General features: G+C 74.1%; 19 protein-coding genes. 7 read left to right on the top strand and 12 right to left on the bottom strand.

Features of this window, described 5'->3' with window-relative positions:
• Positions 1–38 precede the first annotated feature (38 nt).
• From QA634_RS01320 to mraY, 4 genes are all read left to right on the top strand, one after another.
• Entirely contained in the window at positions 39–1,841 is a 1,803-nt protein-coding gene (locus QA634_RS01320; RefSeq protein ID WP_012330250.1) for a peptidoglycan D,D-transpeptidase FtsI family protein, read from the top strand.
• Positions 1,838–3,304 (top strand): UDP-N-acetylmuramoyl-L-alanyl-D-glutamate--2,6-diaminopimelate ligase, encoded by a 1,467-nt coding sequence (locus QA634_RS01315; protein WP_012330249.1) that lies wholly within the window; start codon positions 1,838–1,840, stop codon positions 3,302–3,304. Before QA634_RS01320 ends, QA634_RS01315 begins: the two co-directional genes overlap by 4 nt.
• Entirely contained in the window at positions 3,301–4,758 is a 1,458-nt protein-coding gene (locus tag QA634_RS01310) for a UDP-N-acetylmuramoylalanyl-D-glutamyl-2,6-diaminopimelate--D-alanyl-D-alanine ligase (RefSeq protein ID WP_012330248.1), read from the top strand. The genes QA634_RS01315 and QA634_RS01310 overlap by 4 nt, the downstream gene beginning before the upstream one ends.
• A gap of 100 nt (positions 4,759–4,858) precedes the next feature.
• The gene (gene mraY / locus QA634_RS01305) at positions 4,859–5,944 is read left to right on the top strand and encodes a phospho-N-acetylmuramoyl-pentapeptide-transferase (RefSeq protein WP_012330247.1); all 1,086 of its coding nucleotides are present in this window, start codon (positions 4,859–4,861) and stop codon (positions 5,942–5,944) included.
• A gap of 121 nt (positions 5,945–6,065) precedes the next feature.
• Here mraY and hslU read toward each other — a convergent pair whose 3' ends face one another.
• From hslU to QA634_RS01285, 4 genes are all read right to left on the bottom strand, one after another.
• Positions 6,066–7,379, bottom strand: coding sequence for an ATP-dependent protease ATPase subunit HslU (hslU, locus tag QA634_RS01300; RefSeq protein ID WP_012330246.1), 1,314 nt, complete (start codon positions 7,377–7,379; stop codon positions 6,066–6,068).
• Between the two features lie 63 nt (positions 7,380–7,442).
• Entirely contained in the window at positions 7,443–7,973 is a 531-nt protein-coding gene (hslV, locus tag QA634_RS01295; RefSeq protein ID WP_012330245.1) for an ATP-dependent protease subunit HslV, read from the bottom strand.
• A 159-nt stretch (positions 7,974–8,132) separates the two neighbouring features.
• Positions 8,133–9,236 (bottom strand): ATP-dependent DNA helicase, encoded by a 1,104-nt coding sequence (locus QA634_RS01290; protein WP_012330244.1) that lies wholly within the window; start codon positions 9,234–9,236, stop codon positions 8,133–8,135.
• A gap of 6 nt (positions 9,237–9,242) precedes the next feature.
• Entirely contained in the window at positions 9,243–11,030 is a 1,788-nt protein-coding gene (locus tag QA634_RS01285) for a cation:proton antiporter domain-containing protein (RefSeq protein ID WP_283027182.1), read from the bottom strand.
• Positions 11,031–11,168: 138 nt separating this feature from the next.
• Between QA634_RS01285 and QA634_RS01280 the strand changes: the two genes are divergently transcribed.
• The gene (locus QA634_RS01280; protein ID WP_012330242.1) at positions 11,169–12,275 is read left to right on the top strand and encodes a glycosyltransferase family 61 protein; all 1,107 of its coding nucleotides are present in this window, start codon (positions 11,169–11,171) and stop codon (positions 12,273–12,275) included.
• Positions 12,276–12,371: 96 nt separating this feature from the next.
• On the opposite strand, the gene QA634_RS01275 is transcribed toward QA634_RS01280, so the two are convergent.
• Together QA634_RS01275 and QA634_RS01270 are read right to left on the bottom strand one after the other, a co-directional pair.
• Positions 12,372–12,689: a hypothetical protein gene (locus QA634_RS01275; protein ID WP_043700730.1), complete on the bottom strand. Its 318-nt coding sequence runs from the start codon at positions 12,687–12,689 to the stop codon at positions 12,372–12,374.
• A gap of 288 nt (positions 12,690–12,977) precedes the next feature.
• Positions 12,978–14,267: a cystathionine gamma-synthase family protein gene (locus QA634_RS01270; protein WP_012330240.1), complete on the bottom strand. Its 1,290-nt coding sequence runs from the start codon at positions 14,265–14,267 to the stop codon at positions 12,978–12,980.
• A 238-nt stretch (positions 14,268–14,505) separates the two neighbouring features.
• Here QA634_RS01270 and QA634_RS01265 point away from each other — a divergent pair, with 238 nt between their 5' ends.
• Together QA634_RS01265 and QA634_RS01260 are read left to right on the top strand one after the other, a co-directional pair.
• On the top strand, positions 14,506–15,756 hold the full coding sequence (locus QA634_RS01265) for an ATPase (RefSeq protein ID WP_283027177.1): 1,251 nt from the start codon (positions 14,506–14,508) through the stop codon (positions 15,754–15,756).
• Positions 15,728–16,381, top strand: coding sequence for a hypothetical protein (locus QA634_RS01260; protein ID WP_012330238.1), 654 nt, complete (start codon positions 15,728–15,730; stop codon positions 16,379–16,381). Before QA634_RS01265 ends, QA634_RS01260 begins: the two co-directional genes overlap by 29 nt.
• A 141-nt stretch (positions 16,382–16,522) precedes the next feature.
• Here the strand turns inward: QA634_RS01260 and cysC are convergent, their stop codons facing one another.
• The 6 genes from cysC to QA634_RS01230 all read right to left on the bottom strand — a co-directional run bounded on the left by cysC (position 16,523) and on the right by QA634_RS01230 (position 26,194).
• Entirely contained in the window at positions 16,523–17,113 is a 591-nt protein-coding gene (cysC, locus tag QA634_RS01255; protein WP_012330237.1) for an adenylyl-sulfate kinase, read from the bottom strand.
• 233 nt (positions 17,114–17,346) lie between these two features.
• Positions 17,347–19,269, bottom strand: coding sequence for a response regulator (locus QA634_RS01250; RefSeq protein WP_012330236.1), 1,923 nt, complete (start codon positions 19,267–19,269; stop codon positions 17,347–17,349).
• Positions 19,266–20,987 (bottom strand): response regulator, encoded by a 1,722-nt coding sequence (locus QA634_RS01245; protein ID WP_012330235.1) that lies wholly within the window; start codon positions 20,985–20,987, stop codon positions 19,266–19,268. Before QA634_RS01245 ends, QA634_RS01250 begins: the two co-directional genes overlap by 4 nt.
• Entirely contained in the window at positions 20,984–22,051 is a 1,068-nt protein-coding gene (gene cheB, locus QA634_RS01240) for a chemotaxis-specific protein-glutamate methyltransferase CheB (protein ID WP_012330234.1), read from the bottom strand. Before cheB ends, QA634_RS01245 begins: the two co-directional genes overlap by 4 nt.
• 106 nt (positions 22,052–22,157) lie before the next feature.
• Entirely contained in the window at positions 22,158–24,401 is a 2,244-nt protein-coding gene (locus QA634_RS01235) for a hybrid sensor histidine kinase/response regulator (RefSeq protein WP_012330233.1), read from the bottom strand.
• A 107-nt stretch (positions 24,402–24,508) separates the two neighbouring features.
• Positions 24,509–26,194, bottom strand: coding sequence for a methyl-accepting chemotaxis protein (locus QA634_RS01230; RefSeq protein WP_012330232.1), 1,686 nt, complete (start codon positions 26,192–26,194; stop codon positions 24,509–24,511).
• Positions 26,195–26,206 lie beyond the last annotated feature (12 nt).

The following is a 26,206-nucleotide window of genomic DNA, read 5'->3' as shown; positions in this document are numbered from 1 at the left end:
TCCACCCGCACCCCGACGGCGACGAGGTAGGTTCTCCCGTGTCCGACGCCTCTCCCGATCCCGCCCCGGAGGCCGCCCCGGAGGCCGCCCCGCCGCGGCCCTCCCGCCTCCTCGCCATCCTGCGCGCGATGTTCCGCTTCGCCGTCGAGCGCAGCGGCGCGCGCGTCAACCTCGTCGGCGTCGTCTTCGGCGGGGTCTTCGCGGTGATCATCGGGCGCCTCGTCCTCACGGCGGCGATCCCCGAGGAGCCGTCGAGCCAAGCCCAGCGCGTCGCCGCGGCCGCCGCGACCGCGATCCGGCCCGACATCGTCGACCGCAACGGCGAGATCCTGGCCACCGACATCCGCACGGTGTCGGCCTTCGCGGAGCCCGGCAACATCGTCGACAAGGACGAGGCGGTCGAACTGCTCACCGCCGTCCTGCCCGACCTGAACGCCGCGGAGCTGCGCGCCAAGCTCACCCCCAAGCGCAAGGGCGCGGGCTTCGTCTGGATCAAGCGCGAGCTGACGCCCAAGCAGCAGGCGGAGGTGCACCGCCTCGGCATCCCGGGGATCGGCTTCCTGCCCGACCACAAGCGCGTCTACCCGAACGGCGTCGCGGCCGCCCACGTCCTCGGCTTCGCCAACCTCGACAACGTCGGCATCGCCGGGATGGAGAAGTACATCGACAAGACGGGCCTGAAGGACCTCAACAACCTCGGCTTCATCGAGAAGTCGGCCGACCTCGCCCCGGTCCAGCTCTCGATCGACCTGCGCGCGCAGCACGCCGTGCGCGACGAACTGGCCTGGGGCATGGAGCATTACCGGGCCAAGGCGGCGGCCGCGATGATCCTCGACGTGAATACCGGCGAGGTTCTGGCCCTGGCCTCCCTGCCCGATTTCGACCCGAACGAGCCCGCCGACGCGCTCAACCCCGACCGCATCAACCGGATGAACGTCGGCGTCTACGAGATGGGCTCGACCTTCAAGGCCATGACGCTCGCCATGGCGCTCGAATCCGGCAAGTTCACCGTGAACTCGACCTTCGACACCCGCGGCGGCGTGCTGTCCTGGGGGCGCCAGAAGATCCACGAGTACCACGGCACCAACCGCGTCATCACCATGCCGGAGGTGTTCACCCACTCCTCCAACATCGGTTCGGCCAAGATGGCGCTCGGCGTCGGCGTGCCCGGCCACAAGGCCTTCCTGAAGAAGATGGGCCTGCTCGACCGCATGCGCACGGAATTGCCGGAAAGCGCCGAGCCGATCGTCCCGCCGCGCTGGACCGAGATCAACACGATCACCATCGCGTTCGGCCACGGCTTGGCGGTGGCGCCGCTCCAGGCCGCCGCCGCGGTCGCGGCGATCACCAACGGCGGCTTCCTGATCACCCCGACCTTCCTGCGCCGCGACGAGGCCGCCGCCCGCGAGAAGGCCGTCCAGGTCTTGACGCCGCAGACCAGCGAGGCCATGCGCTTCATCATGCGCCTCAACGCCACCGAGGGCTCGGCCAAGAAGGCGGACAACCCCTACTACTTTGTCGGCGGCAAGACCGGCACCGCCGAGAAGGTGATCCGCGGCCATTACGTGAAGAACCGGCTGTTCACCACCTTCATGGCGGCCGCCCCGATGGACAAGCCCAAGTACCTGTTCGTCACGGTCATGGACGAGCCGCAGGCGGTGGCGGCGGAATCGGGCGGCTACGCCACGGCGGCGTGGAATTCCGGCGTGGTGACGGGCCGGATCCTGTCCCGCGTGGCGCCGATCCTGGGGCTTCCGCCGAAATTCGAGGGTCCGACCAATCCCTTCCCGCTGATGGTGAAGCTCGGCGCCTACCACGCCAACCAGGTCGGCGCGCGATGAGCGGGACCACGACCCTCGGCGCGCTCTTCCCCGAGGCCGCGGGCGCCGCGTCCGCGCTGCCGGTCGCCGCCCTCACGGCCGACAGCCGGCGCGTCGGGCCCGGCGCGGTCTTCGTGGCGGTGCCGGGCACCCGGGCGGACGGGCGCCTCTTCGCCGCCCAGGCCGCGGCCGCCGGCGCCGTCGCCATGGTGGCGGAGGGGCCCCGGCCGGCCGACCTGCCGCAGGCGGTGGCCTACCTCTCCGTGCCCGATGCCCGCCGCGCCCTGGCGCTCGCGGCCGCGCGCCTGCATCCGGGCCAGCCCGCCACGGTCGTCGCGGTGACCGGCACCAGCGGCAAGAGTTCGGTCGCGGATTTCGTCCGGCAGATCCTCGCGCGGCTCGGCCGCCGCTCGGCGAGCCTCGGCACCCTCGGCGTGGTGACCGGAGAGGGCGCCGCCTACGGGGCGCTCACGACCCCCGACCCGGTCACCCTGCACGAGACCCTCGACCGGCTCGCCCGCGACGGCATCACCGACCTCGCCATGGAGGCCTCCTCCCACGGGATCGAGCAGCGCCGCCTCGACGGCGTGCGCCTGACCGCCGCCGCCTTCACCAATCTCGGCCACGACCACCTCGACTACCATCGCACGGTCGAGGCCTACCTCGCCGCCAAGCTGCGCCTGTTCGAGGACCTGCTGCCCGAGGGCGCGACCGCGATCGTCAACGCGGACGGGCCGATGGCGGACCGCGCGGTGGCGGCGATCCGCGCCCGCTCCCTGCCCCTCGTCACCACGGGCCGCGCGGGCGAGACCCTGCGCCTCGACGCGGTCGAGACCCGGGGCTTCGCGCAGCGCCTCACCCTCGCGGCGCAGGGGCGCGCGCTCACGGTGGACCTGCCCCTGGTCGGCTCCTACCAGGTCGAGAACGCCCTGGTGGCGGCGGCCCTCGTCCTTGCCACCCCGGCCGGGCGCGGCCGGCTGGAGGCGGTGATCGGGGCGCTCGGCCACCTCGCGGGCGTGCCGGGGCGGCTCGAGCGGGTGGCGACCCATCGCGGGGCGCTCTGCGTCGTCGACTACGCCCACAAGCCCGAGGCCCTGGCGGGCGTGCTCCAGGCCCTGCGGCCCTTCGCGACCGGGCGCCTCGTCTGCGTGATGGGCTGCGGCGGCGACCGCGACCGGGCCAAGCGCCCGATGATGGGGCGCATCGCGGTCGCGGGCGCCGACCGGGTCATCGTCACGGACGACAATCCGCGCAGCGAGGAGCCGGCCGCAATCCGGGCCGAGATCCTGGCCGCCGCCCCGGGCGCGGAGGAGATCGGCGACCGGGCCGAGGCGATCCGCGCCGCCGTGCGCGACCTCGCGCCGGGCGACGTGCTGGTCGTGGCCGGCAAGGGCCATGAAACCGGCCAGATCATCGGCGACCGCACGCTTCCGTTCTCGGACCGCGACGCGGTGCTGAGCGCGATCGAGGAGACGCGTGCATGACCGAGCCTCTCTGGACCCTGGACGCGGTGCTGGCCGCCACCGGCGGCCGCGCGCTCGACGGCGCGCCCGACGCGCCGCTCTCCGGCCTGTCGATCGACACCCGCACCCTGAAGGTCGGCGACCTGTTCTTCGCCATCCGGGGCGAGCAGCGCGACGGCCACGACTTCGTCCGCGACGCGCTCGCGCGCGGCGCGGGCGCCGCCGTGGTGTCGCAGGCGCGCGCCGCGGACCTCGCCGGCGCCGGCCCGCTCGTCGCGGTGCCGGAGGCGGGCGAGGATCCGGTGCTCGCCGCCATGCGGAAGCTCGCGGCGGCGGCGCGGGCGCGCAGCCGCGCCCGCATCGTCGCGGTGACGGGCTCGGTCGGCAAGACCGGCACCAAGGAGGCCCTGCGCCACGTCCTGGCGGCGCAGGGCGCCACCCACGCCTCGGTCGCCTCCTACAACAACCATTGGGGCGTGCCCCTGACGCTCGGGCGCATGCCGGCGGCGAGCGCCTTCGGGGTGTTCGAGATCGGCATGAACCACGCGGGCGAGATCGCCCCGCTCACCCGCCTGGTCCGGCCCGAGGTCGCCGTCGTGACGACGGTCGAGCCGGTCCACATCGAGCATTTCCGCGCCCTCTCGGGCATCGCGGACGCCAAGGGCGAGATCTTCTGCGGCCTGGAGCCCGGCGGGGTCGCGGTGATCAACCGAGACAACCCGCATTTCGAGCGCCTGCGCGACCACGCGCTGGCCTCGCGGGCGGGCCGGATCGTCAGCTTCGGCGAGCATCCGCGGGCGGATGTGCGGGCCGAGCGCGTGGTGATGCGCCCCGACCTCTCGATCGTGGACGCGCGGGTGATGGGCATCCCGGTCACCTACCAGCTCGGCACGCCGGGCCGCCACACGGCCCTGAACTCGCTCGCCGTGATGGCGGCCGTGCACGCGCTCGGGGCCGACCTCGCGCTCGCGGCCCTGTCGCTGGCGCAGCTGCGCCCGCCGGTCGGGCGCGGCGAGCGCACGCTGCTGCGCCTGCGCGACGGCGAGGCGCTGCTCGTCGACGAGAGCTACAACGCCAACCCGGCCTCGGTGCGGGCGGCGCTCGCGACGCTCGCGGGGATCGAGGTCCAGGGCCGGGCGCGCCGGATCGCCGTGCTCGGCGACATGCTGGAGCTCGGCGCGGAGGCGGCGCGCCTGCACCGCGACCTCGCCGCCGCCGTGGCGGAGCACGGGATCGACCTCGTCTTCGTGGCCGGACCGCTGATGGCGGAGCTGTTCGAGGCGCTGCCGGCCGGCACGCGGGGCGTCGCGGCGGCGAGTTCCGCCGATCTCCTCGACGCGGTCGTGGCCGAGATCCGCCCTGGCGACGCGGTCATGGTGAAGGGATCGAACAGCACCCGCATGGGCCGGATTGTCGAGGCCCTGAAAGCCCGCTACGGGGGCGGCGCGGACGCCATCGCCGCGCGACCGACCTGAGCCGCCGCGCGCGAGCCTCCGGGCGCCGGCGCGGCCGGCCTCCACCGAACGGCGCCGTCATCCCCGCCGGCGCTCACCTCCATATCGGGATGAGCCCGGGATGCTGTATCTCCTGTCCGAACTGAGCGGCGTCTTCTCGCCGTTCAACGTGTTTCGCTACATCACCTTCCGGACGGGCGGGGCGCTGTTCACGGCGGGCCTGTTCGTGTTCTGGTTCGGGCCCTGGATCATCTCGCTGCTGCGCCTGCGCCAGGGCAAGGGCCAGCCGATCCGCGAGGACGGGCCCCAGACCCACCTGCTGACCAAGCGCGGCACGCCGACCATGGGCGGGCTGATGATCCTGGCCGGGCTCCTGGTCGCGGTGTTCCTGTGGGCCAACCCGCGCAACAGCTACGTCTGGATCACCGTCGTGGTGACGCTCGGCTTCGGGGCGATCGGCTTCTACGACGACTATCTCAAGGTGACGAAGCAGAGCCACAAGGGCTTCTCGGGCAAGTTCCGGCTCGGCCTGGAGGCGCTGATCGCGGTGGCGGCCTGCGTGGCGGTGGCGGAGTACTCGGCGCCGGGGCTCGCCTACCGGCTCGCCTTCCCGGTCTTCAAGGACGCGATCGTCAACCTCGGCCTGTTCTGGATCTTCTTCGCGAGCTTCGTGATCGTGGGCGCCGGCAATGCCGTGAACATCACGGACGGGCTCGACGGGCTGGCGATCGTGCCGGTGATGATCGCGGCGGCGACCTTCGGGATCATCGCCTACCTGGTCGGCAACGTGATCTACGCCTCCTACCTGCAGGTGAACTATGTCCCGGGCACGGGCGAACTCGCGGTGGTGTGCGGGGCGCTGATCGGGGCGGGGCTCGGCTTCCTGTGGTTCAACGCGCCGCCGGCCCAGATCTTCATGGGCGACACCGGCTCGCTGGCGCTGGGCGGATTGCTGGGCACCGTCGCGGTGGCGACCAAGCACGAGATCGTGCTGGCGGTGGTGGGCGGCCTGTTCGTGCTGGAGATCGCCTCGGTGATCATCCAGGTCGCCTCCTTCAAGCTCACCGGCAAGCGCGTCTTCCGGATGGCGCCGATCCACCACCATTTCGAGCAGAAGGGCTGGAAGGAGCCGCAGGTGGTGATCCGGTTCTGGATCATCGCCGTGGTGCTGGCGCTGCTCGGCCTCGCGACGCTGAAGCTGCGCTGAGGGGCGGCCCGGGGCCGCCCCCTGCCGCCTCATCCCCGATCCCTTCGGGCCGGCGGATCCGGGCCTCGCTCAGGCGCCGCGCGGGCGCGTGATCCGGGATCCGCCGTGATCGGATCCCGGTTCACAGGATGAACCGGCTCAGATCCGCGTTCTGGGCGAGGCTCTCGACCCGCTCCCGCACATAGGCCGCGTCGATCGTCACGCTCTCGCCCGCGCGGTCGGGCGCCGTGAACGAGATCTCGTCGAGCACCCGCTCCAGCACCGTCTGCAGCCGGCGCGCGCCGATGTTCTCGACGGAGGAATTCACCTCCACGGCCACCCGGGCGAGGGCGTCGACCGCGTCCTCCGTGAAGGTGACGGCGACGCCCTCCGTGGCCATCAGCGCCACCGCCTGCTTGAGCAGGCTCGCCTCGGTCTCGGTCAGGATGCGCCGGAAATCGTCGACCGTGAGCGGCGCGAGCTCCACCCGGATCGGCAGCCGCCCCTGCAGCTCCGGCAGCAGGTCGGAGGGTTTCGAGACGTGGAAGGCCCCGCTCGCGATGAACAGGATGTGGTCGGTCTTGACCGGCCCGTGCTTGGTCGCGACCGTCGTCCCCTCGATCAGCGGCAGCAGGTCGCGCTGGACCCCCTCGCGGGAGACGTCCGCCCCGCCGCGGCCCTCGCGGGCGCAGATCTTGTCGACCTCGTCGAGGAACACGATGCCGTTGTCCTCGACCTCGCGGACCGCCTCCTGGACGATCGCGTCCTGGTCGAGGAGCTTGTCGGATTCCTCGGCCATCAGGGGCGCGTGGGCGTCCCGCACGGTGACGCGCCGCGGCTTGCCCTTCTGGCCGCCGAGCGCCTTGCCGAGCATGTCGCCGAGGTTGATCGCCCCCATGGCGGCGCCGGGCACGCCCGGGATCTCGAACATCGGCAGGCCGCTCGGCGCGGCGCTGGCGAGCTCGATCTCGACCTCCTTGTCGTCGAGTTCGCCCGCGCGCAGGCGGCGCCGGAAGCTGTCGCGGGTGGCCTGGCCCGCGGTCGGCCCGACGAGCGCGTCGAGAATGCGCGCCTCCGCGGCCGCCTCCGCCCTGGCCTGGACCGAGCGGCGCTTCTCGTCGCGCTTGAGGCCGATCCCGACCTCCACGAGGTCGCGCACGATCTGCTCGACGTCGCGGCCGACATAGCCGACCTCGGTGAACTTGGTGGCCTCCACCTTGAGGAAGGGCGCGTTGGCCAGACGGGCGAGGCGGCGCGAGATCTCGGTCTTGCCGCAGCCGGTCGGGCCGATCATCAGGATGTTCTTGGGCGCCACCTCCTCGCGCAGGGGGCCGTGGAGCTGCTGGCGGCGCCAGCGGTTGCGCAGCGCGATCGCGACCGCGCGCTTCGCGTCGGCCTGGCCGACGATGTAGCGGTCGAGTTCGGAGACGATTTCGCGGGGGGAGAAGGTCGTCATGGCGGGTCCGGAGATGCGGCGGTCGGGGCCGCCGTCGCGTGTCGTGACGGGGTGGCGTGCGGCTCAGGCCGCCTCCAGGCTCTCGATCACGAGGTTGCCGTTGGTGTAGACGCAGATCTCGGCCGCGATCGCCAGCGAGCGGCGCACGATCGCCTCGGCGTCGAGGTCCTGGTCCTCGAGGGCGCGGGCGGCGGCGAGGGCGTAATTGCCGCCCGAGCCGATCGCCATCACGCCGCCCTCGGGCTCCAGCACGTCGCCGGAGCCGGAGAGCAGCAGCCCGACCTCGCGGTCGGCCACCAGCATCATGGCTTCGAGCCGCCGCAGGTAGCGGTCGGTGCGCCAATCCTTGGTGAGTTCGACGCAGGCGCGGGTGAGCTGCCCCGGATACTGCTCCAGCTTGGCCTCCAGCCGCTCGAACAGCGTGAAGGCGTCGGCGGTCGCGCCCGCGAAGCCGCCGATCACCGCGCCCTTGGCGAGGCGGCGCACCTTGCGGGCATTGCCCTTCACGATGGTCTGGCCGAGGCTGACCTGCCCGTCGCCCCCGATGACGACGCGCCCGCCCTTGCGGACCATCAGGATCGTCGTCGCATGCATGCGGGGCAATGCCCCCGCCTCGTCGCTGCCCAAGGACCTCTCCCGTGCGGCTCGTCCGAAGCGTAGGTGGGGGTTGGGGAGGCGTTCGTCCACCTCGCCGAGGCGGGATGTCCCCGGCCGCCCTCGCGCGGTCCGCGACGAGGCCGAGCCTCCGAGCGATCAGACCACGACCGTGATCGCCTGGGCGGCCCGGGTCAGGCCGGTGTAGAGCCAGCGCCGGGCATGCTCCCGGAAGGCGTAGGATTCGTCGAACAGCACCACCCGGTCCCATTGCGATCCCTGCGCCTTGTGCACGGTGAGCGCGTAGCCGTAGGTGAACTCGTCGCTCTCGCGCTTCAGGATGGCGGGGATCGGCTCCTCGCTGCCCTCGATCACCGCGCGCAGCACCCGGATGTCCTGCGGCCGGCGGCGCAGGGCGGGGTCGTCCTCCGGCACCACGTCGAGCCGCACGAGGTCGGGCCGGGGCGCGGCGCGCAGCGCCTGCACGGTCCAGGTCGAGCCGTTGAGCAGGCCCTTGGTGCGGTCGTTGCGCAGGCAGACCAGCTTCTCGCCCACGGCCGGCATCGGGTCGGTCTGGCCCATCAGGTCGCGGATGCGGCCGTTGTAGAGCCGCCGGGTCCGGTTGAGCCCGACCAGCACCTGGTCGGCGGCGAGCACCGCCTCCGGGGTGATGCCCCGCCGGTTCACCACCGCGCTCGCCCCGTAGCGCCCGGTCTCCAGCTGCCCGCCCTCCCGCACCGCCATGGCCAGCCGGATGATCGGGTCGTCCGCCGCCTGCCGGTGGATCTCGGTCAGCATCACGTCGGGCTCGGCCTCCGTGAAGAAGCCGCCGCCCTTGACCGGGGGCAGCTGCGCCGGGTCGCCCAGCACCAGCACCGGCTTGCCGAAGGACAGGAGGTCGTTGCCGAGATCGGCATCGACCATCGAGCACTCGTCGATGACCACGAGGGCCGCCTTCGACACCGGGCCGGTGCGGTTGAGGGTGAAGGCCGGGCCGCCCTCCTCGCCCTCGCGGGCGCGGTAGATCAGGCTGTGGATGGTCGCGGCGTCGTGGCAGCCGCGCTGGCGCATCACCGAGGCGGCCTTGCCCGTGTAGGCCGCGAACAGGACCCCGCCCTCGACATCCTCGGCGACCCGCCGCGCCAGCGTGGTCTTGCCGGTGCCGGCGAAGCCGAACAGGCGGAAGACCCGGGGCTCGCCCGCCTTCAGCCAGGCGGACACCGCCCGCAGGGCCGCCTCCTGCTCGGGGCTGAACCGCGTCATCGCCCGTCAGCGCGCCTTGCCGACCGTGCGCCGGGCCTGGAATTCCGGCGGCGGCGCCTCGCTGCGGCGCAGCAGGGCGCGGAACTCGTCGCGGCGCTCGTGGATCGAGGCGATGACGAGGCCCATCGGCACTCCGACATCGACCAGCACGGCCTCGGAGAGCTGCAGCGAGGCCTCGATCGTCTCCGGCACCGCGTCGTCGACCCCGAGCTCGTAGAGGGCGGTGGCGTGGCGCGCGTCGCGGGCGCGCGCCACGATGGTGAGGTCGGGGCGCTCGGCCCGGGCCGCCGCCACCACCGCCTCCACCGAGCGCGGCGCGTCCAGGGTGACGACGAGGGCGCGGGCGCCGGCGATGCCGCAGCGGCGCAGCAATTCGGGATTGGCGGAATCGCCGAAATAGACCGGGTTGCCCAGGCGGCGCTGCTCGGCGACCCGGGCCGCGTCCATGTCGAGGGCGAGGTAGGGCACCTTGTGGCGCGCCAGCATCTCGCCGACCAGCCTGCCGACCCGCCCGTAGCCCGCCACGATGACCCGGCCCTGCTGCCGCTCCGGCGGCGGCTCCGCGGGGACCTGCGCGAGGGCCCGGCGATCGATCTGGCGGCCGAGGCGGCGGGCGAGCGCCGCCAGGAGCGGGATCATCACCATGGTGACGGTGGTGACGACGAGCGCCGCCTGCCCGAGACCCTCGGGCACGAGGTCGGCCGAGAGCGCGCTGCCGATCAGCACGAACGCGAACTCGCCCCCGGCCCCGAGCAGCAGGGCGGTCTCGACCGCCACCGCCCGCGACAGGCGCAGCGCCCGCGCGACGGCCAGGATCACCCCGCCCTTGATCAGGATCATGGCCAGCGACAGGCCCAGGATCGCGGCCGGCGCGTCGAGGAGCTGGGCCGGATCGAGGTTCATGCCCACCGAGACGAAGAACACGCCGAGCAGCAGGCCCTTGAATGGGTCGATGGTCGCCTCGATCGCCCGGCGGTACTCGGTCTCGGCGAGGAGCAGCCCGGCCACGAAGGCGCCGAGCGTGGTCGAGAGCCCGCTCGCCGCCGCGACGAGCGCCGTCGCCACGATGACGAGCAGGCAGGCCGCCATGAAGAGTTCGGGGCTGCGGGTGCGGGCGACGAGCTGGAACAGCGGGCGCAGCCCGAGCCGCCCCGCCCCGACGATGAGCGCGATCGCCACCGCCGCCTGGCCGAGGGCCAGGGCGAGCCCGCCGATCGCGTCCCCGTCCTTGCGCCCGAGCACCGCGATGGCGAACAGGACCGGGGCCACTGCGAGGTCCTGGAACAGCAGCACCGCGAAGCTCGCCCGGCCCGCCGGGGCGTTGAGGCGCTTCTGGTCGGCCAGCACCGGCAGGACGATGGCGGTCGAGGAGAGGGCGAGGGAGAGCCCGACCAGGCCCGCGGCGGTCGGATTCACGCCGAGCGGCAGCAGCAATGCCCCGAGCACCAGGCTCGACAGGGCGACCTGCAGCGAGCCGAGGCCGAAGACCAGCCGGCGCAGGATGCGCAGCCGCTCCCAGGACAGTTCCACGCCGATCATGAACATCAGGAAGATCACGCCGAGGTCGGCCAGGTGCGCGATCTCGCTGCGGTTGCCGATCGTCACCTCGGCGAGCCAGGGCGCGCTGCCGGTGAGCCGCCCGAGCCCCGAGGGGCCGAGCAGCGCCCCCGCCCCGATGAAGCCGAGGACCGGGCTGATCCGCAGGCGATGGAACAACGGCACCACGATGCCGGCCGTCACCAGGAACAGGATGGCCTCCTTGTAGGAGGCGCCGTGGACCACGGGGTCGGTCATCGGGGGGAGGGGTATCTCTCGCGACGCGGCGGGCCGGCCCATCTTGAGGAGCCGCGCCGCCGGGGCAAGCGGAAACGGGTCCCCCCGCCGGCTTTTCGCCCCTTCGCGACATTCCCGAAACTATGCGATGGGGAGCGCATGACGGGCTTCACGGGACACAGGCTTCGGCGCTGCCGCGATCTCTGGGGGGCGTGCCGCCTCGTCGAGGCCCCGCCGGCCGCGCGCGTGCTGGAGGACGTGCTCCTCGTGCCGCCCGGCGGCCCGGTCCCGGCGGGCCTGTTCGCGGCGGGGCGGCGGCTGCGCGGCGAGGGCGGCGAGGCGGCTCCCGGCGCGCTGCCGGTGGGCGAGCCGGCCCCGGACGGGCTCTACCTCTTCGTCCCGGCGCTCGCCCCCCATTACGGCCACTTCGTCACCGACACGCTCGCGCATCTGTGGCCCCTCGCCGCCTGGGAGGGGCCGCGGCCGCGCCTCGCCCTGCTGGCGCCGCCCCACGCGCTCGACGGCGCCGACTATGCCCGCGTGATCCTGGAGCGCCTCGGCCTCGGCCCCGGCGACCTCGTGCATTTCGACCGGCCGGTGCGCCTGCCGCGCCTGCTGCTGCCCGAGCCAGCCTTCGAGGAGCGGGCCTTCGTGCACGCGGTCTACGGCGCGCTCTGCCGCGAGATCGGCCGGCCCTTCCGGGACGGTCCGGCCCTGGACCGCCCGGTCTACCTGACCAAGACGCGGCTGCCCGCCGGCATCGCCCGCATCGCCAACGAGGAGGCGATCGTCGAGGAGCTCGACCGGCGGGGCGTCGAGATCGTCGCCCCCGAGACGCTGCCCTTCGTCGAGCAGGTGCGCCTCGTCTCGACGCGCCGGGTCGTCATGGGCTCGACCGGCTCGGCCTTCCACACCACGATCTTCGCGGCGCCGGGGCGGCGGGTGCTCGGCCTCAACTGGACCTGGAAGCTGCACGCGAACTTCGCGCTGCTCGACGCTGTCACGGGGACGGCAGGGCGCTACTACTTCCCGCTCGGCACCCGCTACGGGGCGGCGGACTCCTTCCATTTCGGCTGGCAAGTGCGCGATCCGCGCGCGGTCGCCGCCGAACTCCTGGCGCGGGCCGAGGCCTTCGACCGCCTGGACGCGATCGACGCGGCCGACGACGCGGCCGACCGCACCCTCCTCGGCCGGGTCCGCGGCCTGGTCGAGGACCTGCGCTGGCGCCTCTCCCGGGGGGGGCGCGGCGTGGCCGGCGGGCCCTGAGCCGCGCGCGCCGAGGCCGCCGGTTCGGGGGCGCGGCGCGGGTCCGATCCCCGCGGCAGGATCCGCGTCGGGGTTTCGCCGAGGCTCCGGGGCGCGTCAGGCCGTCAGCGCCAGGACGACGCTCTGGTCGCCGTGCGCGTTCAGGAACTCCGCGATCACGCGGGCCACGTCGTGGTCGAGCCCGGCCTGCACGACGCCGTTCATGACCAGGGTGCGCCCGCTGCCGTGCTCGCACAGGGTCCAGCCGAGCCCGTCCGGCCGCATCCCGTAGCGCGCGGCCGCGCCGGCGGCGCGCGCGCGCGTCCGGCCGGCAGCCTTCCCGGCCTCGGCCCGCGGCTCGGCGGTGGACCGGGGATCTTCCAGTTGCTTGGCGCAGCCCTGGACCTCCCCGATGTCGAAAATCAAACGATCCATGGCATTGTTCAGGTGCAGATGCGCCAAGTCTAATCGAATATGGAGCATCGCGCTGCGCGGATCTCTGCGTATGCGGGCCGGACGCGCCCGTCCAGGGAGGCGCGGCGATGTGGGACGGGGCGCGCCGGGAATGGAACGGCCGGGCCCGGGTGGAGGCGGTCCGGAAGGCCGATCGAGGCGCGGGCGCGCACCCGCGCCGCCCTCGCGCGCGGCCGCGGAGATCCGCGGGCGGCAGCCGGCGTAGGTCCGCCCGCGTCGCCCCTGTCCCGGCACGCCCGCCGGCGCCGCTCAGTCCAGCGTGGCGAGCGCGGCCTCCAGGTCGGCGATGAGGTCGTCCGGGTGCTCGATGCCGATCGAGACCCGGATCGTCGCGTCGGTGACGCCGAGCCGGTCGCGCACCTCCTTGGGCACGCCCGAATGGGTGGTGGAGGCCGGATGGCTCGCCAGCGACTCGGTGCCGCCCAGGCTCACCGCCAGCTTGAAGAGCTGGAGCGCGTTGAGGACCCGGAACGCCTCCGCCTCGCCCCCCGCCACGTCGAACGAGAAGGTCGAGCCCGGCGCCCCGCACTGCGCCGCGCAGACCGCGGCCTCGGGCGAGCCCGGCGACAGGTAGCCGAGGTGGTGCAGGCGCGTCACCTTCGGGTGGGCGTGGAGCATCGCCGCGACCTGCTCGCCGTTGCGGTTGGCCGCGCTCATGCGCAGGGACAGCGTCTCCAGGGAGCGGCCGATCATCCAGCAGGAATGCGGGTCGAGCTGGGTGCCGATCGCCGAGCGCAGCAGCCGCACCGGCCGCATCCGCGCGGCGGAGCCGAGGGCCGCCCCGGCGATCAGGTCCGAATGGCCGCCCACGTACTTGGTGAGCGAGTAGACCGAGATGTCCGCCCCGTGGCGCAGGGGCTGCTGGTAGAGCGGCCCGAGCAGCGTGTTGTCGCAGATCACGACCGGCGGCTCGCCGCCCTGCGCGGCCCCGATCTCGTCGGCGACCCGCCGCACCAGGGCGAGGTCGACCAGCGTGTTGAGGGGGTTGGAGGGCGTCTCGACCATCACCACGCTGACCCGGCCCGCCGCCCGGGCCGCCGCGGCGGCCTCCCGCACGCAGGCTGGGTCGGTGCCGTTCGCGAAGCCGTGCGCGGCGATGCCGAGGCCCCCGAGCGTCTTGGCGATCAGCGTCTCGGTGCCGCCGTAGAGGGGCTGCGAATGCAGCACCGCGTCGCCCGGCCGCGCATGGGCCAGGATGCTGGTGGCGATGGCCGACATCCCCGAGGAGAACAGGAGCGCGCTCTCGGCCTCCTCGAACACGGCGAGGCGATCCTCCACGATCTCGCTGTTGGGGTGGTTGAAGCGCGAATAGACCAGTCCCGCCGCCTCGCCCTTCGGCGGTTCGCGCCGGCCCGAAACGTAGTCGAAGAAGGCCTTGCCGTGCTCGGCGGAGGTGAAGACGAAGGTCGAGGTGAGGAAGATCGGCGGCTTGACGGCACCCTCCGAGAGGGCAGGGTCGTAGCCGTAGCCGAGCATCAGCGTCTCGGGATGCAGGCGGCGGTTGCCGAGCCGGTCCTTGTGGTAGCGGTTGTCCGACATGCGGGGGGCCCTCCGGGTCCGTCGGGGTGGCGAGGCGCGCCGATTCCCTCGCGGGATCATAGGGCAGCGCGGCCCGTCGCGCGCGGCAGGCGCGAATTCCGGTGCGCAACGGCACGCGGGACGCGAGGGGCCGGGGCGCAGGGGTCGCCCGCGGCGCATTTTCGGCACAAAACGGAAGCATATCAGGGGTTGAGTTGTCGTGTACGCGGCCGCCGTCGCGCCCGCGCGAGGAGCGTCGATGCTCGTGAGAAAGCCCCCGGACCGGATCGTCGCGCGCGAGCGGCGGGCCTGGAGCGACGAGACCGCCGCGTGGCAGCAGCGCCGCGCGGTCGAGAAGGGCTACCGCATCCGCTGGGGCTACGTCGCCATCGCCTACGTGGTCGAGGCGCTGGTGATCTGCACCTCCCTCGCCGGCGCGTGGTTCTTCGCGCAGACCTACGCCGACCCGCACGACCAGAGCTTCTGGTTCATGCTGCTCGCGCCGGTCGTCTACGCGGCGATCGAGCTCTGCCGGGTGCCGCTCGGCATCCTGATCCGGGTGCAGCGGGACTGGCTGATCAAGGGCTTGGCGGTGATCGGGATCGTGATGGCGGCGGGCGTGACCACCAAGTCGGTGTCCCAGCTCGGCGAGATGATGTTCCATCCCCGCCTCGCCGAGGCCTCCAAGGCCCTCTCCGTGCTGAAGGAGGCGCAGGCCGACCGGGCGAGCCTCGACACGCGCATCAGCCAGGCCGACGCCCGCGTCGCCCAGTACACCGCCGAGTCCCAGGCGCTGGAGAAGCGCAGCAGCGAGGCCTCCTCCCAGCTCGCCGGCCTGCCCGGCCAGCGCTGCGAGCGCCTGCAGGGCACCAACAGCCGGGGCCGGCGCTACTCCTACATGCGCTGCGTCACCGATCCGCGCACCGCCACCATCGCCGGCAGCCTGAAGAGCGCGGGCGACGAGCGCGCGGTCCTGGCCAGGAACCTCGCCGAGGCCCGGGCCGCCCGCGCCGCCCTCGATCGCGGCGCCTCCGACCGCCGCGTGACCGAGGCGGAGGTGGCCTACCGCGACGCGGTGCGGCGCTCGCAGCTCCACTCCTTCACGGCGATGGTCTACGGCGTCGACCCGATCGACGTCACGGATCAGCAGGTCCACGCCTTCCTGCGCATCTTCGTGTTCGCGCCGGCCCTGTGCGCGGCCTTCGCCTCGACGCTGCTCGCGCTCTGCGCCGTGCAGGTGCGCCGCACCTACCAGGACGAGGATGATCTCGGCGTCGCGCTCAACCAGGAGGGCGTGCCGCTCCTCCTCACGCAGATCGCCGAGAGCGCCGGGCAGCTCGACGACGCCCAGCGCGCGGTGCGCGAGGCGATCGCGGCCGGGGTCGCGATCCCCCTCGACCAGCGCCGCCCGCACGGCACCCCGCAGGGCTCCCCCCGCCCGGTCCCGGCCGGGATGACGACCGCATCGAGAGGCCGAGACCGTGAGCTACCTCGCCCCCGGCACCCCTGAGAACGTGGCCCTCGCCCAGCACGTGAACGGCCGCCTGCGGGCGGAGGCCCGCGTCGTCGCGGCCCGCGCCTTCCTGTTCCGGGCGCTCGGCCTCGGCACCTTCTCGGCCTTCGCGGGGATCGGGATCGGCGCGGGCTTCTACGGCTACGCGGCGATGCACGAGGTGCAGGGCGCGGCCGACAAGCTGGCGGCGGCCCTGACCACCGCGCTCGGCGACGTGACGCTCAAGACGAAGGGCGAGGTGACGCTCACCGACAACACGCTCCGGCTGGAGGGCGGCGCCCCGGCCAAGGCGGGGCGGCCGGACGTGGCGGCGCTCACCACCAACCAGGGCAAGTCGGACGCGCCCGCCTCCACGGCGATCCGCACCAGCTTCACGGTCTTCAAGACCGTGCCCTATCTCGACGGCTCGATCGTCACCGGCTGGAACTTCAAGGGCGACGAGGCCAAGCCCGAGAAGCAGTACTGCTACGTGACGCGGCCGCAGAGCTTCGGGGACGGGACCACCTCGAACCAGACCACGGTGGCGATCGATGGCCAGGTGCTGCCGCAGCCGGCCCGCTCCGAACTGAACTTCGCCGTGGTGGCGAAGAACTGCGTCTGGTTCGATCCGTCGAAGATCTAGCGCTTCGTCGGAGACGATGCGGCACAATCAAGGACCGAGAGCAGCGCCCGATGGCACCGTGATCGGGCGCTGCTCTGGACGGGTGGTCGGGCCCGCGCGGGACGCGGGATCGGGCTCGGCCCGTCCGCCGGCGCGCCGCCCTCAGCCGCGCAGCAGCGCGAGGACCTGCGCGGTCGCCTCCCGCGGCGTGAGCCGCTCGGTGTCGACGCGCAGGTCGGGGCTCTCCGGCGGCTCGTAGGCCGAGTCGATCCCGGTGAAGCGCGGGATCTCCCCGGCCCGCGCCCGCCGGTAGAGGCCCTTCGGGTCGCGCCGCTCGCAGGCCGGCAGCGAGGCGTCCACGTGCACCTCGAAGAAGGGCAGGCCGCGGGCGAGGGCGCGCGCCTCGGCGCGCTCGCGCCGGAAAGGCGAGATCAGCGCCACGATCACGGTGAGCCCGGCATCGGCCATCAGCCACGCCACCTCGGCGGTGCGGCGGATGTTCTCGACCCGGTCGGCATCCGAGAAGCCGAGGTCGCGGTTGAGGCCGCGCCGCAGGGCGTCGCCGTCGAGGATCGTGGTCGGCCGCCCCTCGGCGCGCAGGAGATCGCGCAGCTGCCCCGCCAGGGTCGACTTGCCCGCACCCGAGAGGCCGGTCAGCCACACGATGCAGGCGCGGCTCCCCGCTCCGGCCGGCAGCGCCTCGCCGACCGGGGAGGAGTCCTGGGCGGCGTGCGGGGTCGGGACACGGACCATCCGGGGATACTCCAGCCTGGGTGACACGGCCGTCGCTCATCCATCGTTGCCGGGCCGCCGTCAATCGCCCACCTCGCCGGGCCGCGTCGTGCGGCGCGGCGGGCATGGCTGCCCCGTGTCGGAGCCGCGAGCGCCCGGGGGCGCTCCGATATCTCGATCAGGAGCGCCTGGCGGCGCTCGGGCGCATCGGCCAGGAGCGCCTGGCGGCGCTCGGGCACCTCGATCAGGAGCGCCTAGCGGCGCTCGGGCGCGTCGGCCAGGAGCGCCGCCACCCGGGTCCCGAGCTCGCCCGAGGGAAACGGCTTCTCCAGCACCGCGTAGGCGTGCGGGATGCGCGCCGCCTCGGCGTGACCGGTGACGATCAGGAAGGGCAGGTCCGGCCGGCGCCCGCGCACCGCCTCGGCGAGGTCGAGGCCGGTCATGCCCGGCATGGCGAGGTCGGCGACGACGAGGTCGAAGGGCTCCGCCTCGATCCGCGCCAGGGCCGCCTCGGCCTCCGGCACCTCCACGGCCTCGTGCCCGAAGCCGCTCAGGAAGGAGGCGGTCACGTGGCGCACCTGCGGGTCGTCGTCGACCACCAGGATGCGGGCCCGCCGCCGCGGCGGCACCGCCGCCCCCGCGCGGGCCTCGTCGGTCTCGACCGGCTCGTGCGCCCGCGGCAGGTAGAGGTCGACCCTCGTCCCGCGCCCGACCTCGGTGTCGATGCGGATCGTGCCGCCCGATTGCTGCAGCAGGCTGAACACCATGGCGAGGCCGAGCCCGGTGCCCTGGCCCTGCGCCTTGGTGGTGAAGAAGGGCTCGAAGACCCGGCTCAGGATCTCGGGCGGGATGCCGGTCCCCGTGTCGGCGATCGCGATCACCGCGTAGTCGCCGTCCGGCAGGTCGGGATCGGGGCTGCCCGCCACCACGACGTTGCGGGTCGACAGGGTGACGATCCCGCCATCCGGCATCGCGTCGCGGCCGTTGATGCAGAGGTTGAGGATCGCGAGTTCGAGCTGCTCGGGATCGACCCGCGCCGGCCAGAGGTCGGGCGCGAGCGCGTGGTCGACCTGCACGAAGCCGCCGAGGCTGCGCCCGAGCAGGTCGTCCATCCCCCGGATCACGCCGTTGAGGTCGACCACCCGGGCCTGCAGGTCCCGCTGCCGGCTGAAGCTGAGGAGCCGCTTGGTCAGGGCGGCGCCGCGCTGGGCGGCCTGCGCGGCGTTGGTCATCAGCCGCGTCAGCCGCGCGTCGCCCGCGACCTTCGGCAGCGCCAGTTCGAGGCTGCCCATGATGGCGGTGAGGAGGTTGTTGAAATCGTGCGCGACGCCGCCCGCCAGGGTGCCGAGCGCCTGCATCTTGTCGGCCTGGCGCAGGCGGGCTTCGAGCTGCTTCTGCTCGGTGACGTCCCGCTCGATCGTGGCGAGATGCGCGAGCGCCCCGTGCGCGTCGCGGATCGGCACCCGCACCACCTGGGTCCAGGTCGGGGCGGCGGCGGGACCGCCCGCGATCGTCGCCTCGACCGGGTGAAGGCCGGCGGCGGCCTCCCGGTCCGCGGCCTCGACGCGGGCGGCCGTCTCGGGATCGAGGAAGCGGCTCTCGGGCTCGCCGAGGCAATCCTCGACGGCGGCGCCGAGCCGGGCGGCCTTGGCGGCGTTGAGGCGCACGAAGCGTCCCTGCGGGTCCTTGAAGGCGATCGCGTCCCCCGCATGGTCGAGGAGCCCGCGCAGGAGGGCGCGCTCCGTGGCGAGGTCGCGCCCGAGCCGGCAGCGCTCGTAGGCGGCCCGCACGGCGCCGCGCAGCAGGGCCGCGTCCCAGGGCTTCGTCACGTAGCCGGTGATGCCGCCGCGGTTCAGGGCCGAGGTCACGGCCGAGAGATCGGCGTAGCCGGTGAGGAGGATCGCCTGCGCGTCGCTGACCTCGCGGGCCCGCGCCAGCAGCGCGTCGCCGGTCATGCCCGGCATGCGCTGGTCGGAGACGATGACGGCGACGTCCGGCTCGGCGGCGAGCAGGGCGAGCGCGTCGGCCGGGCGGCTCGCCGTCAGCACCCGGAACTCGTCCTCCAGGAGGTCCTCGAGCGCGACGAGGATGTCCGGCTCGTCGTCGACCGCCAGGATGGTGCCGCGCGCCGCCTCCCTGTCCATGCCCCTCCGAAGGTTCGTCTCGTCGGTGATCATGCGGGCCGCCGCGGAATGCTGATCACGAAGCAGGCGCCGCCGCCGGGCGCCGTCTCGACCGAGATGGTGCCGCTATGCGCCTGAACCACGCTGTAGGCAATGGCGAGGCCCAGGCCGGTGCCGGAGCCGACCGGCTTCGTCGTGAAGAAGGGTTCGAAAATTCGCTCGCGCAGGGCCTCGGGCACCCCCGGGCCGGTGTCGCTGATCCGGATCACGTCGTTCTCCGCCTCGCTCAGCGTCTCGACGGTGATCCGGCCCTCGCCCGGAATCGCGTCCGCGGCGTTGCCGATGATGTTCATGACGACCTGGTTGAGGAGGGCGGGCGTGCAGCGGATCTCCGGCTCGCCCGCGAAAAGCCGCTCGACGGCGATGCGGGTGCCGAGCTTGTGCTGCAGCAGGGCGAGCACGGTCTCGATCGCGTCCGGCACGTTGACGCTCCGCATCTCGCCCTCGTCGAGGCGGGAGAACTTGCGCAGGTTGACGACGAGGTCCTGGATCCGACCGAGGCCGAGCCGCATCGCGCCGATCCGGTCGCGGGCCTTGGCGAGCGCCCGGCGCGCCGGCTCGGGCAGCCCCTCGGCCTGCTCCGCCACCTCGCCGACCAAGCGCTCGACCGTGCCCTGGTGGGCGAGAATGAAGGCGAGCGGGTTGTTGATCTCGTGGGCGATGCCGGCGACGAGCTCGCCGAGCGAGGCCATCTTGGCCGCCTGGACGAGCTTGGCCTGCGCGTCCTTGAGCTGGCGGTTGGCATCGGCGAGGTCGCGGTTGGCCCGCTCCAGGGCGCCGGCCAGCGCCGCCTTGGCCTCGGCGGCGGCGGCCTCGGCCTGGGCGCGCTCCACCGCCCGCTCGTGCTGGCGCAGCTCGTCCGCGACCCGGCGGTTGTCCTCCTCCAGGAGCTTGCGGCGCACCAGCGTGCGCACCCGGATCGCCAGCACCTCGCCCTCGGCGCCCTTCGGCACCACGTCGTCGACCCCCGCCGCGAAGGCCTGGACCAGCAGGTCCTTGCCGGCCGCCGCGGCGCTGCCGATCCCCACGAGGTAGAAGCCGGGGCCGCCCGCCGACTCCCGCAGGGAAGCGACGCGCCGGCACAGCTCGACCGCCTCGTAGGCCGTGGAGAGCAGATCGACGGTGACGCAGTCGAAGGCCGCGTCGGGCGCGGCCAGCGCCGCCAGGGCCTGGTCCGGGCCCTCGGCCGCCACGACCGCGTGGCCGTCCTGCCCGAACAGGCCCGCGAGGTAGGCCCGGTAGGTCGCGCTCGCGTCCACGACCAGGATGCGGGCGCGCCGGAAGGCCCCGTGCCCCGCCTCCTGGGCGGTGCCCGCGCCGCGCTCGCGCAGCAGCGCGCGGATGCGCAGGACGAGGAGGTCGCGGTCGGCGGATTTCGGCACGTAGGCGTCGGCGCCGCTCTCCAGCCCCTGGCGCTCCAGGTCGCGCCCCTGCGCCTCGGTCAGCATCAGCACCGGCGTGGCGCGGGTGCGCAGCGACAGGCGCATCTGGCGGGTGAGCTCGTCGCCGTTGATGCCCGGGAGGTGGTAATCGGCCACGACGAGGTCGGGCAGGCCCTGGTTCAGGGCGTCGAGGGCCGCCTCCGCGGTGGCGCAGCGCGTCACCGCGAAGCCGCTCCCTTCCAGGAACAGGCGCAGCTGCAGGGCCTGGGTCTCGGAATCCTCGACGAGGAGGATCCGGGCCGGGGCGGCGCCGGTCGGCGCGGCTCTCATCGGGCGGCTCCGGGCTGCACCGCGCGCAGGATCCGGGGCGCGATCATGTCGAGGGGCAGCACCGCGCTCGCGGCCCTGAGCCGCACGGCGGCGGCCGGCATGCCGTAGACCACCGCGGAGGTCTCGTGCTCGGCGATCGTGAGGGCGCCGGCTCGGCGCATGTCGAGGAGACCCGCCGCCCCGTCCTCGCCCATCCCGGTGAGCAGGATCCCGAGGGCCCGGGACCCGGCATGGCGCGCGAGCGAGCGGAACAGGGCGGTCGCGGAGGGCCGCTGGCCGCCGATCGGGGGATCGTCCGACAGGGCGATGAGGCCGCCGGGCCCGAATTCGAGGTGCCGGTCCCCGGGCGCCACGTAGACGTGGCCGGGCAGCGGGCGCACGCCCTCGGCGGCGATCTCGACGGCGAGGGGCACGACCCCGTTCAGCCAGGCGGCGAAGCCGTCCATGAAGGCGGCGCCCATGTGCTGCACGAGCAGGATCGGGGCCGGGAACGCGGCCGGCAGGGCGCCGAGGAGCCGCGCGAAGGCGGGCGGCCCGCCCGTCGAGGCCGCGACCGCGACGAGGCCCGGCGGCGCGCCGACCGCGTCCGGCCGGGCGGGCGGGTCGAAGAGGGGCGGGCGCTCGCGCTCGGCGCCGATCGGCCGGCGGCGGATCACCGGCACCTCGCTCATGATGCGCAGCTGCGTGCAGATCTCGTCCGCCACCGCCGCGTAGGCCCGGTGCCCGGTGCCGACCGGCTTCTCGACCACGCTGAGCGCCCCGGCCCGCAGGGCGTTCATGGAGATCTTGAGCGAGGAATCCTCGACCGCGTCGGCGATGACCACGATGGGGGTCGGCCGCTCGGCCATGATCCGCCGCGTCGTCTCCAGCCCGTCGATGCCGGGCAGGCGGATGTCCATGGAGATCACGTCCGGCTGGACGCGGTGGATCTCCCGCAAGGCCTCCTCCCCGGAAGGGACCGCCGCGACGAGGGCGAGCCGCGGGTCGCGGCTGACGATGTGGGCGAGGAGCTGGCGGACGACGAGGGAATCCTCGACCAGCATCACGCGGACCGGGGCGGTCATGGCGCCCTCCGGGCCGGGATGCGCCCGAGATCCGCGTGACGACCCGCGCGCGGGAGGGGTCCGCGGCGCGGCGGGAGCGGAACGGGGGCGGGGCGGGCGGACGCGTTCACAGGAGCTGGCCGATCGTGTCGAGCAATTCGCGTTGGTCGAACTTCTGCTTGGTGATGTAGGCATCCGCGCCGAGATCGAGGCCGCGGCGGATGTCCGCGGGGTCGCCGCGGGAGGTCATCAGGATGACCGGCAGGCGCGTCAAGGCGGGATCGGCCTTGATCGCCTGGAGCAGCCCGAATCCGTCGAGGCGGGGCATCTCGACATCCGCCACCACCAGATCCACCTCGGCGTGGTCGCGGCGCAGGCGCTCGAGCGCGTCCTGGCCGTCGACGCAGACGAAGACGCGGTAGCCCTGCGCCTCCAGGATGCTCTTCTCCAGGGTGCGGGTGGTGATCGAATCGTCGACCACCAGGATGGTCCAGCGCCGCCCGGGCGCCTCGGCGCGGGCCGGGGCCGGCGCGACCCGGCCCGCCGTCTCCCCGGCCCGGGCGAGGAGGCCGGCCGGGTCGAGGACGAGGGCCGGGGTCTCGTCCGTGAGCAGGATTGTGCCGGAGAACAGCCCCGCCTCGCCCCCGATCGGCGGCGGCGGGCCGACGAGGCTCGCGCGCACGTCGAGGAGGCGGTCGACGGCGGCGAGGCAGAGGTCGCTGCCGCTGCGCAGCAGCACGCCCCGCAGGAGCCCGTCCTCGACCGGGAGGGTGGCGTCGCCGCCGAGGAGCCCGGCGAGGGGCACGACCGGCACCACCGCGTCGCGGCCGTCGAGGCTGAGCCGGGCCGAGGGCACGCCCGCGACCGGCGCGATCTCCGCCGCCCGCAGCCGCAGCAGCCGCGCGGCGGCGCCGCTCGGGATCGCGTAGACGCGGCCCCCCGCCTCGACGAGGAGGAGCGGCCGGCGCGCCGCCGAGAGCGGCACCACCACGACGACCTCGGCCCCGTGGGGCTGGGCCCGGCGCAGGCGCGCCCGGCCGCGCAGCCGGGCCGCCGCCTCGGCGACGACGGAGAGCCCGACGCCGCGCCCGGAGAGGCGGTCGATCTTGTCGGTGGTCGAGAAGCCGGGCGCGAAGACGAGGCCGAGGGCCTCCCGGGTCGTCGGCCTGGCATCCGGGGCGATCAGGCCCTGGCGGCGGGCCGTCTCGACGATGCGGGCGACGTCCGGGCCGCGCCCGTCGTCGCGCACGGCGAGCACGAGGTCGCCCCCGCGCACGGCGAGCGACAGGGTGACGGTGAGCGCCTCGGGCTTCCCCTTGCGGCGGCGCTCGTCGGGCGGCTCGGCCCCGTGGCTCACCGCGTTGCGCATCAGGTGGAGGACCGGGTCCTTCAGCTCCTGCAGCAGGCTGCGGTCGATCGGGACGTCGAGGCCCTGCAGCCGCACCTCGACGGGAAGGCCCGCCTCGCGGGCGATCTCCCGCACCATCCGCCCGTAGCCGCCGAACACCGTCTCGGCGGGGACGAGGAGCAGGCGGTCGCTGCTCTCGCGCAGGCGTCGCGCCGCCGCCTCGACCGTGCCGGCGGCGCGGTGCTGGTCGCGGGCGAGGCCCGAGACGCCGCGCACCATCACCCGCGCCTCGCCGTCGAGGCGGCGGCCGAGGTCGAGGGCGGCCTCCAGGAGGGCGGCGCCGGGATCCCCCGCCTCGCGCAGGCGCCGCGCCAAGGCCGCGACCTCGCCGGTGCGCTCGCGCCACGCGTCGGCGGTCCGGCGCAGGATCCGGCCCTGCCCGTCGAGCGCCGCGAGGGCGCCGCCGATCTCGTCGTGGCCCTGAAGGGCGAGGGAGAGGCCGTGCACCGCCCGCGACAGGCCCTCGACGTCGTCGCTGGCGATGCGCAGGACCGAGAGGGCGGGCTCGGGCGCGGGCTCCGCCTGCGGGGCGGGGGCCGCGGGCGGCGTCGCCGGGGCGGCCTCCCGGTGAGGCGGCGCGGCCGGCGGCTGCAGGCCGAGCGCCCGGTCGAGGGCCGCGGCGGCGTCGGCGGGGAGCGGCGGGTCGGGCGTCTCGGCGAGCCCCGCCGCCATGCCCTCGATCCGGTCGAGGGCGAGCGTCACCGCGGCGAGCGCCGCCGCGTCGAGGGGGTGCGCGCCCTCGACGATGCGGTCGAACAGGGTCTCCAGCCGGTGGGCGATCTCCTCGATCGCCGGCAGGTCGACGGCGCGGGCCGCGCCCTTCAGGCTGTGGGCGCGCCGGAAGACGTCGTTCCAGTCCGGGCCGCGGCCCTCGCGCGCGGCGGCGAGGGCGGCCCGGATCGCCCCGAGATGCTCCCGATGCTCGGCCTCGAAGGCCGCGAGCAGCATGGCGCGGATGTCCATGCGGCGGCCTCAGCCCGCCCGCCCGCGGGCCCCGGCCCGCCCGCGGGCTCCGGCCCGCCCGCGGGCTTCGGCCCACCCGCGGGGCCCGGCCCGCCAGCCCGGCGCCGTCACAGCCGGTACCGCTGCGCCAGGGCCGTCAGGGCCGTCGCGAGCTCGCTCAGGTTGGCGGCCGCGCTCTCGACCTGCCGGGTGCCCGCCGCGGTCTGCTGGCTCGCCTGCCGGATGTTCTGCAGCGCCCCCATCACCTGCTCGATGCCGAGCTGCTGCTGGTTCGTCGAGGCGACGATCTGCTGGAAGGTCTGCACGCTCTCCTGCACGCGGGCGGTGATCTCCTCGATGGTCGCGTGGGTGGTGTCGGAGCGCTCCTTGCCGAGCGCCACCCGCTTCACCGCCTCCTCGGTCAGCATCACCGAGGCGTTGATGCCCCGCTGGATGTCGCCGAGCAGCGCCCGCACCTGGCCGGTCGCCTCCTTGGCCTGGTCGGCGAGCGCCTTCATCTCGCTCGCCACCACCGCGAAGCTGCGGCCGGACTCGCCCGCGGCGGCCGCCTCGATGGCGGCGTTGAGGGCGAGGAGATGGGTGCGCTCCGAGACGTCGTTCACGGTGGCGATGATCTCGCCGATGGCCTGCGTCTTCTCGCTCAGGGAGACGATGTTGGTCGCCACCGCCTCGCTCTGTTCGCGGATCGCGTCCATGGCGCGGGCGGTCTCGTCGACGGCGCGCAGCCCCGCCTGCGAGGTCTGGGCGGTCGCCTGCGCGGTGGCGATCACCTCCTGGGCGCGCTTGCCGATCTGCGCCCCCGCATGGGTGATCTCGTCGACCGTGGCGGCGGTCTCCTGCACGGCGGCGAACTGCTCCTCGACGCTCGCGGCCTGCTCCTGGGCGGAGGCGCGGATCTCGGCCGCGGCCGCGTTGAGGTTCGCGGTGGCGCCGCGGTTCTGGCTCGCGAGCTCGCGCAGCCCGTCGACCATCTGGTTCAGCACGAGTCCGAGCCGCCCGAACTCGTCCCGGCTCCGGTCGGCGATCCGCCCGGTGAGATCGCCCTCGCCGACCCGGCCGACGAAGGCCATCACGGTCTCGAGCGGATGGGCCACCGAGCGCCGGATCAGGGCGGTGATGACCAGCGCCATCACCACGCAGGTGGCGAGCGCCGCGATGGTCGAGATGCGGCTCTCCTCGTAGACCGCGCCGACCCGGCGCTGCCCCGCGGCGATCGCCTCGTCGAGCGCGTCGCGCGCCGAGACCATGGTGCGCCCGAAGCTCTCCTGCGCCTGATCGAGATCCGTCTCCGCATTCTGCACGGTCGCCACGTCGCCGGCATCGAGGGCCTGGAACTGCCGTTCCGTCCCGGTGCGGATCGCCCGCAACTCGACCCCCGCCGCGGTCAGGATCTCGCCGATCCGCTGCCAGGCGGCGGCCCGGTCGGCGGAGAGGGACTGGCCGCGATACTCGTTGACGTTGGTGATGGCGCTCGCCAGCGCCGTCTCGGCCGCGGTGGCGGCGCGGCGCCAGCCGACCGCCGGCTCCTCCTTGGGCGGCACCTCGCGGTTGAGGGCGCGCAGGAAGTAGCGGGTCGTCGCCTCGTCGCGCAGGTCGCTCATCCGGCGCTGCGCCTCGCGGATTCCTTCCAGCTGGTGCATCACCGCGAGGTCGCGGCTGACGATGAGGTCGGTCGCGCGGCGCACGTCGCCGATCTGGGCGAGGGCGTAGAGGCCGAGCGCCACGATCACCAGGATCACGGCGGTGAAGCCGAGGAGGATGCGGTTCCCGATCGAGATCGACACGCTGGTCACTGGCTCCGGAAG

The sequence above is a fragment of the Methylobacterium sp. CB376 genome (assembly GCF_029714205.1).
GTDB lineage: Bacteria > Pseudomonadota > Alphaproteobacteria > Rhizobiales > Beijerinckiaceae > Methylobacterium.
This window is presented reverse-complemented; position numbering and strand designations above follow the sequence as displayed.